Genomic DNA, 15,962 nt, shown 5'->3' on the forward strand with positions numbered 1-15,962 from the left:
TACGGGGGCTCTGCCTTGAGTGGCTGGACGCGGATGGCGAAAGGCGGGCGAAATCCCGCCGGAGTGGCTCCCAAAGGGAGTTCACGTGCCAGCCCGGAAGCACGGTCCCCTCGCCATAAACCCCGCGGTGGCGCGCCTGCAGGCGCCGCGACCCGCTTCGCCGTTGCGACGGCGTGACGGATCGCGTCCCAACTACCACAACCGCGCCTGCCGGCGCGCCGCTCCCCTCATGTCTGGAGGGGAGGACTGCTCACACCTCGGACGCCATAGGCGCCGCGAGAACGAGAGCGCTTAGCTGTTTGACATTCGAATCGGAAATTCAGGCGGTCGTTTCCGCCATTCGCGCATCCGCTTCGCCAAACACCTCGGCAAAGGCCTGGCGCAGCGCGATGTCGACGTCGGTCATGCCAACGGGCAGGCCGAGGTCGACCAGGCTGGTGACGCCATAGCGGGGATCGACCACGCCGCACGGCACGATCGACTCAAAATGGCTGAGGTCGGGCTCCACATTGATGGCGATGCCATGGAACGAGACCCAGCGCCGCAGCCGGACGCCAATGGCGGCGATCTTGTCCTCGTGACCCGGTCCCTTGTCGGGCCGCGCGACCCAGACGCCGACACGGTCTTCACGCCGTTCGCCCCTGACGTTGAAGGCGGCGAGCGTGCGGATGATCATCTCTTCCAAGCCGGCCACATAGGCCCGCACGTCCGGCCGTCGCGCCTTGAGGTCGAGCATCACATAGGCAACCCGCTGGCCCGGTCCGTGATAGGTGACCTGGCCGCCGCGCCCGGTCTCGTACAGCGGGAAACGCGCGTCCAGCAGGTCGCCGGCCTTGCCCGAGGTGCCGGAGGTGTAGAGCGGGGGTGCTCGAGCAGCCAGACCAGTTCCGGCGCCTCGCCGGCGGCAATGGCCGCGGCGCGTGATTCCATCGCCGCCACGGATTCGGGATAGCCGACGGGGGCGTCGGACACCCGCCATTCCACGGCTGCGGCGCCCGTTGCCTGCGCAAACGGCGTCAAATCGAGGGTCTGGCGATCATTAACCATTGGCTAACCATAACGTGTTGATCTCTGGGCAATGCAATCTTGCATGAGTGAGTTCAGGTCCCCAGTGCCAACCCTCGATAATGTCACAGTCGATATCATGGTGGTCCTCGGAACCACCTCGATGCCCGTCCATCAGGTGATGCGGCTCAGCCGCGGCGCCATCATTGAGCTGGATGCCGGCGAGCAGGATGAGGTGCGGATCCTCGCCAACAACCTGCCGATCGCCAGCGGCGTGGTGCAGGTCAACCGCAACCGCATCGCGGTCGAAGTCAAGCAAATGTTGCCGCGGAGCGCAGACCACAGATAGGTGGTGCGGATCGCTCCGCAGCCCTTGTCCCCCCATCATTGATTTGTTACATCGGCGCCGGTTGATCCGGTCGGGCGAAAGTCCGGGGCCGGATTCTTTAGCGCTCGTGGCGGAATTGGTAGACGCGCTGCCTTGAGGTGGCAGTCCGTAACAGGGTGGGGGTTCGAGTCCCTCCGAGCGCACCACACCTCATACTTTGTTGAAATCACTCATCTTTCGGTTCAAGCCCGCGGTATGCGCGGCGGGCTCCGCAGTTGCTTTTTGCCCGGCGATGGCGTTGAGATTGCGCCGGCTGCGAGCCAATCCTGCCGCCACCGGTCGATTGTCCGGTCGGCGATGGTTCGCGGCGCGCGACAATCAAGAATCGCATCCGAAGAGGACCAAGATGAGCCAAGCCAGCATTCGCACCTATCGCGGCGTTTTTCCTGTCGCGCCGACGATTTTCAACGATCGCGGCGAGCTCGATCTCGATGGCCAGCGGCGCTGTATCGATTTCATGATCGACGCCGGCTCCAACGGCATCTGCATTCTCGCCAACTTCTCCGAACAGTTCGTCCTGACCGACGCCGAACGGGACCAGATCATGCATGCGGTGCTCGCGCATGTCGCCGGCCGGGTGCCGGTCATCGTCACGACCACGCATTTCAGCTCGTCGATCTGCGCCGTCCGCAGCAGGCAGGCCCAGCAGGCCGGCGCCGCCATGGTGATGGTCATGCCGCCCTATCACGGCGCCACCTTTCGCGTGTCCGAAAAGGCGATCTTCGATTTCTATCGCGTCGTCTCCGATGCCATCGACATCCCGATCATGATCCAGGACGCCCCGGTCGCGGGGACGCCGCTCTCGGTCCACTTTCTGGCACGCATGGCGAGGGACATCGGCAACGTCAGCTATTTCAAGATCGAGGTCCCGATGGCCGCCGCCAAGCTGCGTGATCTCATCGCGGCGGGTGGCGACAGCATTGTCGGCCCTTGGGACGGCGAAGAAGCCATCACCCTGATGGCCGATCTGGATGCCGGCGCGACCGGCGCCATGACCGGTGGCGGCTACCCCGACGGCATCCGGCAGATCGTGGATCCTTATTTCGCCGGGCAACGTGAAGAGGCGGCGGCGGCCTATGCACGCTGGCTGCCGCTGATCAATTACGAGAACCGGCAATGCGGTTTGCAGGCCTGCAAGATCCTGATGAAGGAGGGCGGCGTAATCGGGTCGGACATGGTTCGCCATCCGCTGCAGAACGTGCATCCGGCGACGCGCGCGGGTCTTCTGGAGATTGCCAAGCGCCTCGATCCGGTCGTGCTGCGCTGGGGAAAATAGAGCGTCAGGCAATGCAGCCCGCGATGCGGACCATCATCTAGATCGGTGATCATCCGCACCTGTTCCTGTCACCGATCCGATCAGAGGCGCGTGGTCCGTCGCGGCGCGGCGCGCTCCATCGCCGCCGCACCCTGCAGCCTCTGGGCAGGAATGACGGGCTTGAGGTGTTCGCCGTCCATCAACGCATCGAGCAATTGCGCGCCGGACGTATTCGCCTGCATGGTCGGATCCGCCTTGAACGTGGCTTTCAGGAAGCCCGACACCGCGCGAATGCGCGGCACGAATTGCAGGTCGGTGTGGACGTTGAGCCAGAGCTCGCGAGAGGTTGACAATTGTCGTGGCAGGACCGGCATGAGGTCACGGCGTCCCTCGACCGCGAAACTCGGCAGCAGCACCAGACCGATTCCGCCGGCAGCGGCGTTCATCTGGGCGATCATGCTGTTGGAGTGAAAGCTGACGTTCGGCGTCTTGATGATGTCGTCAAGCCAGCGCACCGAGTCGAGCTGGATCAGATCGTCGATATAGGTCACGAAGCTATGCCGTGCGAGATCGGCGGCGCTGTCGGGCATTCCCTCGCGGTCGAGATAATCCCGCGCACCGTAGAGGCCGAGCCGGAAGCTGCCGAGTTGCTTGGACACCATGCCTTGCCCTCTCGGCTGGAAGAAGCTGAGGAAGAGATCGGCTTCGCGGCGGTTGACCGACACGGTCTGCGGCGACGTCAGCAGTTCGACTGTCAGGTGGGGGTGCTGCCGGCGCAGCCGCGATAGCCGCGCCGCGAGATAGAGCGACGCAATGCCTTCCATGGTGGCCAGCCGGACCCGGCCTGCCATCTGCGTGCCGCCGCATTGCACGTCCTCGCGCATGGCGATGACCGCGCTCTCGATGCGCTCAGCGTGGCACAGCAGGCGGTCGCCGGCCTCGTTGACGCGCAGGCCTGACGGCAGCCGCTCGAACAGCGCGATCCCGAGGGTACTCTCGAGATGCGCGATCCGGCGGCTGATGGTGGATTGATCGACACGCAGCCGTCTGGCGGCACTGCCTAGGCTGCCGCCGCGCGCGGCGTGGAGAAAGACCTTGAGATCGTCCCAGTCGAGTCCGTTGAAATCCTGCATGGCCATCCAGCAGCAAGAGGTGTGCCAACGTCGCGGCATCGCCAGCATCGCGGCGCAGCGGTCAGGTTGCAAGCCGGGTTGCAGAATTTCCTATACCCGCCGGCGCGCCAAGCCACCTAGCCTGCCAGGAACAGGGGACAGATCGATGCTTCCAACCTTCAAGGCTGCTGCGGTGCACGCTGCGCCGGTATTTCTGGACAAGGCTGCGACCACGAAAAAGGCGCTGGCGCTCATCCGTGAGGCAGCCGGCAACGGTGCGGCGCTGGTGGCATTTCCGGAGACCTTCATTCCGGCCTTCCCGGTATGGGCCGCGCTGTGGGCGCCGATCGACAATCACGACCTGTTCGTGCGCATGGCCGACCAGTCGGTGCTGGTCGACGGGCCTGAGGTCAAGGCCATTCGCGACGAAGCGCGGGCGCGGGGCATCTTCGTCTCGATCGGCATCAGTGAGAAGTCGCCGGCCAGCGTCGGGGCGATCTGGAATTCGAATTTGCTGATCGGCGACGATGGGGCCATCCTCAATCATCACCGCAAGCTGGTGCCGACGTTCTACGAAAAGCTGATCTGGAGTCCGGGCGACGGCGCAGGCCTGCGCGTGGTCGACACCAGGATTGGCAGGATCGGGCAACTGATCTGCGGTGAGAACACCAATCCCCTCGCGCGCTACGCGCTGATGGCGCAGGGCGAGCAGTTTCACATTTCGAGCTGGCCGCCGGTGTGGCCGACGCGGCGGCCCTCCGATGGCGTGAATTACCACATCGCCGCCGCGACCCGCATTCGCGCCAGCGCGCATTGCTTCGAAGCCAAGGTGTTCGGCCTAGTCACTGCCGGCGTGCTCGACAAGGCGGCGCGCGACATGCTGGTGGCACGCGATCCATCGGCCGCCGCCGTGCTCGACGGCACGCCGCGCGCGGCGTCGTTCTTCCTCGACCCCACCGGCGAGCAGATCGGCGAGTCGCTGTGCGAGGACGAGGGCATTCTCTACGCTGATATCGATCTCAACAAATGCGTCGAGCCCAAGCAGTTTCACGATGTGGTCGGTTACTACAACCGCTTCGACGTTTTCGATCTGCGGGTCAACCGCCGTCGTCTTCACCCGGTGACGTTTACCAACGAGGCGGATGCAACCGCGATCGCGGATCCCGTCGAACCGCTCGCACTGGAAGGATAGGCAGGCATTTTGCCGCACGCGCGGCGCATGGGTGGTCGGCACCGGCCATGACGGCGCGAAGGGCACGATGCTTGCTAGGTGAAAGGCTACAGGGTGAACGGAAACTGCCGCTCATCGCCGCCACGCGCCGCCCGGCGCGGGCCCAGTCGAAATCGCAGCTCACCGGCCATCCGGCGGTGATCGAAAACAGGGGATGCGTGATGCAGTTTGACCGTCGGAAGTTCTTGCTTGGAAGCGTCGGTGGCGCAGCAGGTCTGGCATTGCCGGGATTCGGCGCTATGGCGCAGGCGCCGGCCAGCATCGGCACATTTCCGGACGGCGTCACCGCGGACTCGGTGTTCGTCGGGTTGACCATTCCCCTGACCGGCGTGTTCTCCGGCGATGGCGGCGATCTCAAGCTCGGCTACGAACTGGCCATCGCGCAGATCAATGCCGGCAGCGACGCCGCAAAGGCCTGGAGCCTGAAAGGCAAGGGTGTGCTCGGTCGCCAGATCCGCTACAAGGTGTCGGACACCGAAGGCAAGCCGAACCTCGACGTGCAGAGCTCGACGCAGTTCATCCAGCGCGACAAGGCCATTATGGTGTCGGGCTCGGTGTCGTCAGCCAGCGCCATCGCGCTTGAAGAACTCGCCTCCCGCGAAAAGGTGCTGTACATGGTCGGCATCGCCGGCTCCAACGATATCACCGGCAAGAACTGCCAGCGCTATGGCTTCCGCTCGCAGCAGAACGCCTACATGGCCGCCAAGGCGCTCGCGCCCGTCGTCGCCAAGGCGCTCGGCAAGAACCTCAAGGCCGCTTTCCTCGTGCCGGACTACACCTACGGGCACACGGTCTACGACAGCTTCGCCAAGTTCTCGACCGAACAGGGCTGGAAGCAGGTCGCCAAGGAAGTCGTGCCGCTCGGCACCACCGATTACAGCTCGGCCCTGCTGAACATCGCCAACAGCGGCGCCGACGTGTTCGTCAACATCGCCTTCGGCGGCGATGCGGTGGCCTCCACCAAGCAGGCCGAGCAGTTCGGCGTGCTGAAGCGCATGAAGCTGGTGGTGCCCAACCTGTCGTCGTTCCAGGACAAGGAGCTCGGCGCCGAACTGATGCAGGGCGTCTACGGCAGCTGCGATTTCTGGTGGGGCCTGCAGGACAAATACCCGCTGGCCAAGACGTTCGTGGAAAGCTTCGTCGCCCAGAACAAGTACTATCCGCGCTGGGGCGCGCATATCGGCTACATGCAGACTTACTTGTGGGCGATGTCGGTTGAGCGCGCCAACACCTTCCATCCGGTCGAGGTGATCAAGACGATGGAAGCCTCCAAGGCGACGCCCTACGACACCACCATCGGAAAGGTCTACTTCCGCGCCGAGGATCACCAGATGGTGCGGCCGATCCCGATCCTGCGTGGCAAGGCGCCGGCGGCGATGAAGCATCCGGAAGATTTCTACGATATCGTCGATGTGGTCGATGGCGAAAGCGTGATGAACACGCCGGACTTCTTTGGCTGCAAGCTCGGCCCCTATACCTGAAGGAAATGCAATGCCGAGTTGGCCCGTCCTCATCTCCCAGGCGTTCAACGGTCTGGCCCTCGGCACGTTGCTGGCGCTGGTCAGCAGCGGTCTGACGATCATCCTCGGCACGCTCGGCGTGCTCAATTTCGCCCACGGCGCATTGTTCGCCGTGGGCGCCTATACGGTGTTCGTGGCCCTGCAATACACGTCGTCATTCGTGCTGGCGCTGGCGATCGGCTGCGTGTTCATGCTGGTGGTCGGCTTCCTGCTCGAGCGCATCATTATCCGTCTGTTTTACGACCGTCCGCATGAGGACCAGATTCTCGTCACCTACGGAATCGGCATCGTGCTGGTGGAGTGCATCCGCGCCGGCTTCGGTGGCAACGCCCAGCGCGTACCGGTGCCGTCATGGGGGCAGGGCGCGACCCAGCTCGGTTTCCTGATCTATCCGACCTATCGCCTGCAGCTGATCGCCATCATCGCCGGACTGCTGCTCAGTCTCTATCTCGTTCTGTACCGCACCTCGATGGGCCTGGTGGTGCGCGCGGGCATCGAGAATCCCGGCATGGTCGGTATTCTCGGCATCAATGTGCGCCGCGCCTTCCTGCTGGTGTTCGCCATCGGCGTCGTCGCCGTCGGGCTCGCCGGCATGCTCTATGCGCCGGTGGTCTCGGTGACGCCCGATATGGGCGCCAATTTCATGGCCCAGTCCTTTGTGGTGATCGTGCTCGGCGGCCTTGGCTCGTTCCCGGGCGCGGTGGTCGGCGGGCTCATCGCCGGTGAGATCATCAGCCTGACCAGCGCCTTCAACTCCTCCTATTCGGAAGTCATGCTCTACGCGCTGATGGCCCTGCTGCTGGTGCTGCGTCCGCAGGGCCTGTTCGGTTCGGAAGGTCGGGTATGAGCGACCTCTGGTCCAGGTCCGTGCGCACCTATCTTCCCGAACTGGGGGTTTTGCTGGCGCTGGTTGCGGCGCCCGTCCTGCTGCCGCATCTGGGATTCTCCCAGGACTTGCTGAGCCGGGTGCTGAACTGGGGCTTGTTCGGCCTCGGCTTCGATATCCTGTTCGGACTGACCGGCCTGCTGTCATTCGGCCAGGCGGCATTTTACGGCGTCGGCGGTTTCGTCACCGCCTACCTGCTGGTGTCCGGAACGCTCGGCAGCGTATGGCTGGCGCTGCTGGCGGGAACGCTGGCCGCGGGTGTGTTCGGGCTGCTGGTCGGCTGGCTCGCGGTGCGGCGGATCGGAATCTACTTCACGATGATCACCCTGGCATTCGGCCAGATGGCCTATTTCATCGAGAACTCGCCGCTGTCGAACTACACCGGCGGCGAGAACGGAATAGCCGGCGTTCCCGTGCCGGTGCTCGGCTTCGGCGCCAGCGCGCTGCGCATCAGCGCCGGCATGCCGATGTACGTGCTGTTCGCCGTGATCTTCTTTGCCGGTTATGTGCTGGCGCGCCGCATCGTCGCGTCGCCGGTCGGCGCCATCCTGCGCGCGATCAAGGAGAACACCGGCCGCGTGGCAATGCTTGGACACCATGTCCCGGCCTACAAGCTGACCGCCTTCGTCATCGCCGCGCTTTACGCCGGGCTTGCCGGCGGCTTGTTGGGCACGTTTCAGAGCTACATGCCGCCGGATGCGTTCTCGCTGGAGCACTCCGGGCAACTCGTCGTGCAGACCATCGTCGGCGGCGCCGGGACGCTGATCGGGCCGCTGCTCGGTGCCGCGGTCTGGCTGTGGCTGCGCGACAATCTGCAATTGATCCCCGGTCTTGCGACATTGTGGAAGCTGGTGCTCGGCATTGCCTTCATCCTTCTGGTGATCGGATTGCGGCGGGGCATTGGTGGCGAGATCGCGCATTGGTGGAGCGAGCGGCGTAACCTCGCCAGGTTGCGCGCCGCGGAGGCCAGGACAGAGGCTATCGAGGCGGGCGTAGTTGTCGCCACGGGCGCAAGGCGACCTGTCGACATCACCCTGCCGTTGCCGGCGGCGGCGACCGGCACCGACGACATTGCCCTCGAGGCGTGCGCGCTGGCGCGGCACTATGGTGGCCTCAAGGCTGTCGACGGCGTCTCGTTCAAGGTGCGTCGTGGCACCATCCATGCGGTTATCGGCCCCAATGGCGCCGGCAAGAGCACGTTGTTCAAGATGCTGCTCGACGAGGTCAGCCCGTCAGCGGGCGAGGTGCGGCTGTTCGGCCAGAAGCTGTCCGGTGTCGGCGTCAGCCGGGCCGCCCAGCTTGGCGTGGCCAAGAGCAACCAGCTGAACCAGCTCTTCGCCAACCTGTCGGTGCGCAAGAACCTGCGTATCGCGGCACTGGCCCGCCAGCGTGGAGCGTGGCGGCTCGACCTGTGGCGTCGGGCCGACAGCCTGCCCGCGGTGGAGCAGCAGATCGAAGCCATCGTGGCGCTGCTCGATCTCGGCGATCGCGCCGATACGCCGGCGCATATTCTGGCCTATGGCGAGAAGCGGCGGCTGGAGATCGGCATGGCGCTGGCCACCAGTCCGAACGTGCTGCTACTTGACGAACCGCTTGCCGGCATGAGCCCCGCCGAGCGGGTTTCCACCTGTGCGTTGATCCGCGATATCGCCCGCGCGAGGACCGTGGTCATCGTCGAACACGATCTCGATGCGATCTTCGAACTGGCCGAGCGCATCACCGTGCTCTACGAGGGCCGGCTGCTCGCCGACGGCTCGGCGGATGACATTCGGCGCAATGCGGCCGTGCAGGACGCCTACCTGGGAGGGTTGCACGCACATGAGCCTGCTTGAGATCGATCGGATCAACACGCTGTATGGCGATTCCCATGTCCTGTTCGATCTGTCGATGCGGGTCGAGCAGGGCGAAGTCGTCGCGCTCCTCGGTCGCAACGGCGCCGGCAAGACCACGACGCTGCGCTCGATCATGGGCGTGCTGGCGCCGCGTAGCGGCAGCATTCGTCTCGATGGCAAGCAGATCGGGGGATTGCCGCCGTCGGCCATCGCCAGCATGGGCGTGCAACTGGTCCCCGAGGAGCGCGCCATCTTCGGCGGGCTGACCGTCGAGGAAAACCTGCGCATCGCGGCACTGACTGCGCCGGACGCCTGGTCGTTCGAGCGGATCTATGCGGTCTTCCCGCGGCTCAAGGAGCGGCGCAAATCCCATGGGCGAACCCTGTCCGGCGGCGAGCAGCAGATGCTGGCGATCGCACGGGCGCTGATCCGGGACGCACGCATTATCCTTCTGGATGAGCCATTCGAGGGACTTGCACCGCTGATTGTGCGCGATCTGGTCGAGGTCGCGCGTAACCTGGCTGCTGAAGGCCGGACCATGATCGTGGTCGAGCAGAACGTCGCGGCCGCGCTGAGCTTTGCGAACCGCGTCTACGGCATCAACAACGGTCATGTTGTGTTCGAGGGGACGCCTGCCGACATCACAGCCAATCCCAGGCTGATGAGCGACTTCCTTGGTGTCGCCGGCTGATCGGTGCGGCCCCCTTGCGGCAGCTGTGGACAATTCACTGTCCGGGGCGGAGACTGCCACCGGCGTGTTACAGATTGCCGCCGCGATCCTCGCCTGGGAATTGATGGTTGACCGAACCGATGATCGACTGCCTTAGATGGCCTGTGGATGATTGCGATCCGAGCAATTGGTGGTCCAGCCTTAGTTTTCCTGTAACAAGTTACCATTAGCACTCCGCCCGCACCGCCGATCAATCGATGTCGGAGCAAAACTGGAGCGGACCATGAAATATCTCAGTTACGCCTACCGCTTCGCGTCGAACTTCGCCTTTCTGGCGATGGTCTATTTCAGCCTCAACTTCAATATCAGCTACCAGCAGCGGGCGATTCTCGCCGGTCTGATCATGGGCTACGCGGTGATGCGCGGGGTATCGGCGCTGCGCAGCTTCTACTTTTTCAAGTGCATCGAGCGCCTTGAGCTCGAAGCGCGGCGGCTCGGCGGTCTCTCCGGGGAGGGGCCGGCGGCGGCTCTCGCGCGCCGCGGCATCGTCAAGGAAGTGGTGGAGCTGCGCCAGTCCGGCGAGATGAAGGCCTATATCGACCTGCTGTTCCTCAGCCTGATCGTGATCCTCTGCGTGACCAAGATCACCACCGCCTGACGCTCAGTGTGCGCCGATCGGACCCGGCTGCAGGCCCGGGCTGGTCACCGGCATGCTGCCGGGAATGGCGCGCCGCGCGGCGCCCGCTTCGATGGAAATCGGTCGCGCAAGATTGTCAGCGCGCGCCGGCGATGCGGCAGGCGTCTGCCGCGCCTGACGCGGCATCGGCACCATCGCCTTGATCGGCACGTTGCTGCGCTCGCCGATCTGGAACAGGTCCTGCGCTGGCACCGGCAAGGTGTCCTTGCCGAACATCGGCTCGAGCGTCGTCGGCCGCGGCCATGGCGCGGCTTCCGGCAGCGGCACGGCACCGCGCGCCAGCCGGCGCAGCCGCAGGCTGTTGAAGGATTCCGGCAACGAGGTCACTTGGTCTGTGGCGAAGGCCGCGGGAGCGGGCAACATGGTCGCATCGGCAAAGGCAAAGCTCGGCACCTTCTGCCAGCGCGAGATGGCCACCGTTTCCGAGGTCGGATGCAACTGCCATTGCTGCGGAGTGGTCGGCGTCTTCGGTCGGTCGGGGGTCGCTGCCACCACATGGACGATCCGATAGCCGCCGGCCTTCAGGTCGGCCAGGATCTGCGGCAGCGCTGCCACGGTGCGGGCCTGGATATCGTGCAGCAGCAGGATGCCCTTGCCCTTGGCCGCGATCCGCGACATCGCCAGATCGTGAACCGTCTTCGACGACACGTGGCGCCAGTCGTCAGCCGGAAAATCGGCGCTCCACACCTGCAGGCCCTGGGATCTTGCGTAGTCCTCGACCAGGTCGGCGCGGAGCAGGCCGGGAATCCGGAAGAAAGGCGACAGCTGCGCGGGGTCGCCGAGCGCCGCTTTGACCGATGCGATGCCGTCGTCCATCTCCTGCCTGGCTTGGTCGAGCGGCATGCGGTTCATGCTTAGCGGATGGTTCTGGCTATGGGTGCCCACGCTGTGGCCGGCGGCGATCAGCTTCCGCACCCCTTCGGGATATTCCCGGGCCATGCGGCCGATCGCGAAGAACGTTGCCTTGACGCATTGCTCGGCGAGGATCGCCAGCACCGCGTTGCTGTATTTCGGGATCGGGCCGTCGTCGAAGGTCAGCACCACCTCGTGGTCTTCGAGCGGCAGTGTTTCCCGGTACTGCATGGTGCCGATGATCGGATGTTCGGTCGGATCGACCACGATGGTGCGCGAGGTGCCGAGCGCGCCGGGATTGCCGGGGCAGTCGGCCGCTATGGCCGTGCGAGCGGTGGCCAGCGTCATCCCGGCGAGCAGACACAGCGTCAGCCGTGTTGTCCGTTGACCCGTCCCCACTCTCGTCATCACGCGATCCGTCACTCTGTCCATTGCAAATCGAAGCTAGCGGCAGGGCGATGAACGCCCGCTTAATCATATCGGCGATTGCCGGGTTTTCGGCGCCTACGGGGCCGGTTTCCGGGCCGCCGTTTTGTCGACGCTGGCGGCCACGATGTTCACGACACGGTAGTTGTTGTCGCGGAGATAGCGCAGGAAATCGGGCATCATCGCGGCGGTCTGGGCCTTGGTGTCGTGAAACAGGATGATTCCCCGATGCGCGGCCTGCAGCCGGTCGGTGATCAGCTTCAATTCCTGCTGCGGCGTCATCTTGTTCCAGTCGCTGGCCCAGAAGTCCGCGCCGAACACGGCAATATTGCGTTTTTGCAGCTCCTCGAGCAGCGCCGGAGTCGATGAAAAATAGGGGAAGCGGAAGAACGGCGTGGTCGGCACGCTGTTGCTCGGCTTGCCCTGCAGCGCAGTCTCGTCGGCCGCGATGCCGCGCTCGATCTGGTCGATCGCCGCAGCCTGGCTGATCTCGCCGAGATTGGCGTGGGACCAAGTGTGATGCCCGATGGTGTGGCCGTCTGCCGCCATCCGCCGCACCAGCGCCGGATGTGCCGCCGCACTCTGGCCGATCAGGAAGAACGTCGCATGGACGCATTCGCGCGCCAGCGCGTCGAGGATCTTTCCGGTGGTCGGCGGATTGGGGCCGTCATCGAAGGTCAGCACCACCTCATGGTCCGCCAGCGGCAGGGTCTGCGGAAAGCTCTGCAGGCCGACGCGCGGAGTGGCGGCCGGATCCACCGTCATAACGCGGGCGGTGCCCAGCGCGTCCTTACGCGGGCAGTCGGCGGCCTGCGCGGCGGCGGTGCAGGCGATCAGGACAGCAATGGCAATCTTCAACACGATCAAGTTACTTTCCCGGCCGATCATCGCGCGCGCCGCACATTTCCGATTGCGCTTGGCCTTGCCCATTGAGTAATGCCAGATGCGGCTTCGGGTTCGTTCTCGTCGATGGATAGCGCGTTTTGTCGAGACCGCGCTAGTTCCGCAATTGCATTCAAACCGGCGAGGTACGGCATGGCTGATGGGACCGAGCTCGCCGTGCTGGAAAAGGTGCCCCACCACCTGCCGATGCGCGACGATCATGGCGAATTGCGGTCCGAATTCGTCGCGGCGGTGTCGCGTGCGATCGAGGCGGCCGACAGCGCGTTCCTGCGCGAGATCGTCGGCGAACTGCATGAGGCCGACCTTGGCGACCTGATCGAGGCGCTCGACGCCGACGAGCGCGTCAGCCTGGTGGAGCTCACCGGCGCCGACTTCGACTTTTCCGCGCTCAACGAAGTCGACGATGCCGTGCGCGAAGAGATCCTCGAGGAACTCGAGCCGGAGACCGTCGCCGAGGGCATGCGCGAGCTGGAATCCGACGATGCCGTCGAGCTGCTCGAAGGCATGGACGAGGAGGACCAGGACGAGATCCTCGACAAGCTGCCGCAATCCGAGCGCATCGCCATCGAGCGCAGCCTGGACTATCCGGAAAATTCCGCCGGACGGCGGATGCAGACCGAATTCATCGCGGTGCCGCCGGACTGGAATGTCGGGCAGGCCATCGACTACATGCGCGACACCGCGGACCTGCCGGACCGGTTCTATGAAATCTACGCGGTGGACGGCGACAGCCGCTGGCAGGGCGCGGTGTCGCTGGACGCACTGCTGCGCTCGCGCCGGCCGGTGCCGCTGGCGGACCTGATCGACGAGGATCGCCGCCGCGTCTCGGTCAACGACGACCAGGAGGAAGTGGCGCGGATGTTCGGCAAGTACAACCTTGTCGCCGCGCCGGTGCTGGATTCCGACAACCGGCTGGTCGGTGTCATCACCATCGACGACGTGGTCGACGTCATCGAGGAGGAGGCCGACGAAGACCTCAAGGCGCTGGGCGGCGTCACGTCGGACGAAGAACTGTCTGACAGTTTCTGGACCATCGCCAAGGGGCGGTTCAGCTGGCTGATCGTCAACCTCGCAACCGCGTTTCTGGCCTCGTCGGTGCTCGGCCTGTTCGAGGGCCAGCTGGAGCAGATGGTGGCGCTGGCCGTGCTGGCGCCGATCGTCGCCAGCCAGGGCGGCAATGCCGCGACCCAGACCATGACCGTGGCGGTGCGGGCGCTGGCGACCCGCGAGCTCAACCCCAACAACGCCACGCGCCTGGTCATCCGCGAAGGCCTGGTCGGCCTGATCAACGGCATCGCCTTTGCCGTCATCACCGGCATTGCCGCGGTGGCCTGGTTCAGGATTCCGGCGCTCGGCGTGGTCATCGGCCTCGCCATGCTGGTCAATCTGGTCGCCGGCGCGTTGGGCGGCATCCTGATTCCGATGGTGCTGGAAAAGGTCAAGGCCGATCCGGCGGTGGCGTCGGGCACCTTCGTCACCACGGTCACCGACGTGGTCGGCTTCTTCGCCTTCCTCGGCATCGCCACATTGTGGTTCGGGCTGAAGTAGCCTTCACCATCAGACAGTCGCGGCCGGTGGATCGCGCAACAGCGGGGCGTGGCGGTCGACCAGTACCGCGCTCGCCTGGTTCAGGCCGATCACCTCGACCACCATGCCGTGCCGGCGCATCTTGCCGACGACGTCGTCCAGTGCGGCGATGGCGGTGATGTCCCACAGGTGCGCGGCGGTGAGATCGATGCGGACCGCGCTCACCGTGTCGCGCAGGTCGAAACGATCGGCAAAGATGTCGGCGCTGGCAAAGAAGATCTGGCCCGAGACGGTGTAGATCCGGGTGTCCGTCACGGCATCATGACTGACCTGCACGTCCATCAGGCGCGTGACCTTGAAGGCAAAGAACACGCCGCTGAGCAGCACGCCGACAACGACGCCCATCGACAGATCGTGGGTCGCGACGGTCACGGCCACGGTGGCCAGCATGACGATGCCCGACACCTTCGGATGGCGGGCGAGGTCGCGGATCGAGCCCCAGGAGAAGGTGCTGACCGACACCATGATCATGATCGCCACCAGAGCCGCCACCGGCACCTGCGCGACCCACGGCCGCAGCGGCACCATGACGATCAGCAGGAACACGCCTGCGACCAGCGTCGACAGCCGGCCGCGGCCGCCGTATCGCACATTGCCGACGGTCTGGCCGATCATGCCGCAGCCGGCGATGCCGCCGAACAGGCCGGCGGCCATGTTGGCGAGGCCTAGCCCGGTGCATTCGCGCGCCTTGGAGCTGGTGGTCTCGGTGAGGTCGTCGACGACGCTGGCGGTCATCATCGATTCCAGCAGGCCGACCGCGGCCATCGCCAGCGCATAGGGCGCGATGATGCGGAGTGTGTCCCAGGTCAGGGGCACGCCGGGAAAGCTGAACGCCGGCAGCGCGTTCGGCAAGCGGCCGAGATCAGCGACGGTGTGGATCGGCATCGGGACGGCGACCGCGATCACGGTCAGCACGACGATGCAGATCAGCGGCGAGGGGATCGCGGTGGTCAGGCGCGGCAGCAGATAGATGATGGCAAGGCCGAGTCCGATCATCGCATAAGTGTGCCAGGTGACGCCGAGCATCTGCGGCACCTGTGCGGAGAAGATCAGGATCGCCAGCGCATTGACGAAACCGGTGCGCACCGAGCGTGACACGAAGCGCATCAGCACGTCGAGCTTCAGCAGGCCGAATACGACCTGCAGCAGCCCGGCGAGCAGCGTGGCGGCGAGCAGATATTGCAGGCCATGACTGCCGACCAGCGCTGCGGCGACCAGGGCCACCGAACCGGCAGCGCCCGAGATCATCGCGGGACGACCGCCGGCGAACGCAATGACAATGCCGATGACGAAGGAAGCGAACAGGCCGACCTCCGGATCGACGCCGGCGACGAAGGAAAGGCGATGACTTCAGGGATCAGCGCGAAGGTGCCGACCATGCCTGCAAGAATATCGCGAGGGATGCTGATGGCGCCGCCAAACCACTCGGAGTGGGTGCGGGGAGAGGACGATTTCATGAGAGAGAGTTCCGCAGGAGCGCGCGAACGGGCACCGCATGAAGCGGGGGAGGCCTGTCAGCAGCGGCGTGCGTGGTCCAGCGGATCGGCGGCCGGAGAGCCACCCGGATTTTCACCGGGTCCAGAGCGATCTGCAAACAA

At 65.0% G+C, this 15,962-nt stretch carries 12 protein-coding genes, 1 tRNA gene, 2 pseudogenes and 1 other annotated feature; of the genes and pseudogenes, 10 read left to right on the top strand and 5 right to left on the bottom strand.

Annotation, left to right across the window (positions count from 1 at the left end):
* Positions 1-319: 319 nt before the first annotated feature.
* A pseudogene (gene lipB / locus ONR75_RS14830) lies at positions 320-1,047 on the bottom strand (lipoyl(octanoyl) transferase LipB).
* A 43-nt stretch (positions 1,048-1,090) separates the two neighbouring features.
* Here lipB and ONR75_RS14835 point away from each other — a divergent pair.
* The 3 genes from ONR75_RS14835 to ONR75_RS14845 all read left to right on the top strand — a co-directional run bounded on the left by ONR75_RS14835 (position 1,091) and on the right by ONR75_RS14845 (position 2,669).
* On the top strand, positions 1,091-1,354 hold the full coding sequence (locus ONR75_RS14835; RefSeq protein ID WP_265083249.1) for a FliM/FliN family flagellar motor switch protein: 264 nt from the start codon (positions 1,091-1,093) through the stop codon (positions 1,352-1,354).
* 100 nt (positions 1,355-1,454) lie between these two features.
* Positions 1,455-1,539, top strand: a tRNA-Leu gene (locus tag ONR75_RS14840).
* A 200-nt stretch (positions 1,540-1,739) separates the two neighbouring features.
* Positions 1,740-2,669, top strand: a complete 930-nt coding sequence (locus tag ONR75_RS14845) for a dihydrodipicolinate synthase family protein (protein ID WP_265083250.1) — start codon at positions 1,740-1,742, stop codon at positions 2,667-2,669.
* A gap of 80 nt (positions 2,670-2,749) precedes the next feature.
* Here the strand turns inward: ONR75_RS14845 and ONR75_RS14850 are convergent, their stop codons facing one another.
* Positions 2,750-3,781: a LysR family transcriptional regulator gene (locus ONR75_RS14850; RefSeq protein WP_265083251.1), complete on the bottom strand. Its 1,032-nt coding sequence runs from the start codon at positions 3,779-3,781 to the stop codon at positions 2,750-2,752.
* A 145-nt stretch (positions 3,782-3,926) separates the two neighbouring features.
* On the opposite strand from ONR75_RS14850, the gene ONR75_RS14855 reads away from it, so the two are divergent.
* The 6 genes from ONR75_RS14855 (at position 3,927) to ONR75_RS14880 (ending at position 10,557) form a co-directional block, all read left to right on the top strand.
* A complete protein-coding gene (locus ONR75_RS14855; RefSeq protein ID WP_265083252.1) occupies positions 3,927-4,952 on the top strand; it encodes a carbon-nitrogen hydrolase family protein in 1,026 nt (341 codons plus the stop codon).
* A gap of 200 nt (positions 4,953-5,152) precedes the next feature.
* Positions 5,153-6,472 carry an ABC transporter substrate-binding protein gene (locus tag ONR75_RS14860; protein WP_413776475.1) on the top strand — a complete coding sequence of 440 codons (1,320 nt, stop codon included), beginning with the start codon at positions 5,153-5,155 and terminating at the stop codon, positions 6,470-6,472.
* 10 nt (positions 6,473-6,482) lie between these two features.
* Positions 6,483-7,358 (top strand): branched-chain amino acid ABC transporter permease, encoded by an 876-nt coding sequence (locus tag ONR75_RS14865; protein WP_265083254.1) that lies wholly within the window; start codon positions 6,483-6,485, stop codon positions 7,356-7,358.
* Positions 7,355-9,229, top strand: coding sequence for a branched-chain amino acid ABC transporter ATP-binding protein/permease (locus ONR75_RS14870; RefSeq protein WP_265083255.1), 1,875 nt, complete (start codon positions 7,355-7,357; stop codon positions 9,227-9,229). The genes ONR75_RS14865 and ONR75_RS14870 overlap by 4 nt, the downstream gene beginning before the upstream one ends.
* Positions 9,216-9,920, top strand: a complete 705-nt coding sequence (locus ONR75_RS14875) for an ABC transporter ATP-binding protein (protein ID WP_265083256.1) — start codon at positions 9,216-9,218, stop codon at positions 9,918-9,920. The genes ONR75_RS14870 and ONR75_RS14875 overlap by 14 nt, the downstream gene beginning before the upstream one ends.
* A gap of 262 nt (positions 9,921-10,182) precedes the next feature.
* Positions 10,183-10,557 (top strand): hypothetical protein, encoded by a 375-nt coding sequence (locus ONR75_RS14880; RefSeq protein WP_265083257.1) that lies wholly within the window; start codon positions 10,183-10,185, stop codon positions 10,555-10,557.
* Between the two features lie 3 nt (positions 10,558-10,560).
* Here ONR75_RS14880 and ONR75_RS14885 read toward each other — a convergent pair whose 3' ends face one another.
* Positions 10,561-11,856 (bottom strand): polysaccharide deacetylase family protein, encoded by a 1,296-nt coding sequence (locus tag ONR75_RS14885; RefSeq protein ID WP_413776476.1) that lies wholly within the window; start codon positions 11,854-11,856, stop codon positions 10,561-10,563.
* 96 nt (positions 11,857-11,952) lie between these two features.
* Positions 11,953-12,741, bottom strand: a complete 789-nt coding sequence (locus tag ONR75_RS14890) for a polysaccharide deacetylase family protein (protein ID WP_413776477.1) — start codon at positions 12,739-12,741, stop codon at positions 11,953-11,955.
* A 168-nt stretch (positions 12,742-12,909) separates the two neighbouring features.
* Here ONR75_RS14890 and mgtE point away from each other — a divergent pair, with 168 nt between their 5' ends.
* Positions 12,910-14,325, top strand: coding sequence for a magnesium transporter (gene mgtE, locus ONR75_RS14895; protein ID WP_265083259.1), 1,416 nt, complete (start codon positions 12,910-12,912; stop codon positions 14,323-14,325).
* A gap of 9 nt (positions 14,326-14,334) precedes the next feature.
* Here mgtE and ONR75_RS14900 read toward each other — a convergent pair.
* Positions 14,335-15,821: pseudogene (locus tag ONR75_RS14900) on the bottom strand (SulP family inorganic anion transporter).
* Positions 15,822-15,892: 71 nt separating this feature from the next.
* Positions 15,893-15,947, bottom strand: a sequence feature (sul1 is cis-regulatory element that is thought to sense ions involved in sulfur or methionine metabolism; They are found in Alphaproteobacteria).
* Between the last annotated feature and the right edge of the window lie 15 nt (positions 15,948-15,962).

Source organism: Rhodopseudomonas sp. P2A-2r (assembly GCF_026015985.1).
GTDB lineage: Bacteria > Pseudomonadota > Alphaproteobacteria > Rhizobiales > Xanthobacteraceae > Tardiphaga.

Coding starts and splice junctions, on each gene's coding strand:
- ONR75_RS14835 (WP_265083249.1), top strand. CDS start 1,091: ATGAGTGAGTTCAGGTCCCCAGTGCCAACCCTCGATAATGTCACAGTC.
- ONR75_RS14845 (WP_265083250.1), top strand. CDS start 1,740: ATGAGCCAAGCCAGCATTCGCACCTATCGCGGCGTTTTTCCTGTCGCG.
- ONR75_RS14850 (WP_265083251.1), bottom strand. CDS start 3,781: ATGCAGGATTTCAACGGACTCGACTGGGACGATCTCAAGGTCTTTCTC.
- ONR75_RS14855 (WP_265083252.1), top strand. CDS start 3,927: ATGCTTCCAACCTTCAAGGCTGCTGCGGTGCACGCTGCGCCGGTATTT.
- ONR75_RS14860 (WP_413776475.1), top strand. CDS start 5,153: ATGCAGTTTGACCGTCGGAAGTTCTTGCTTGGAAGCGTCGGTGGCGCA.
- ONR75_RS14865 (WP_265083254.1), top strand. CDS start 6,483: ATGCCGAGTTGGCCCGTCCTCATCTCCCAGGCGTTCAACGGTCTGGCC.
- ONR75_RS14870 (WP_265083255.1), top strand. CDS start 7,355: ATGAGCGACCTCTGGTCCAGGTCCGTGCGCACCTATCTTCCCGAACTG.
- ONR75_RS14875 (WP_265083256.1), top strand. CDS start 9,216: ATGAGCCTGCTTGAGATCGATCGGATCAACACGCTGTATGGCGATTCC.
- ONR75_RS14880 (WP_265083257.1), top strand. CDS start 10,183: ATGAAATATCTCAGTTACGCCTACCGCTTCGCGTCGAACTTCGCCTTT.
- ONR75_RS14885 (WP_413776476.1), bottom strand. CDS start 11,856: ATGACGAGAGTGGGGACGGGTCAACGGACAACACGGCTGACGCTGTGT.
- mgtE (WP_265083259.1), top strand. CDS start 12,910: ATGGCTGATGGGACCGAGCTCGCCGTGCTGGAAAAGGTGCCCCACCAC.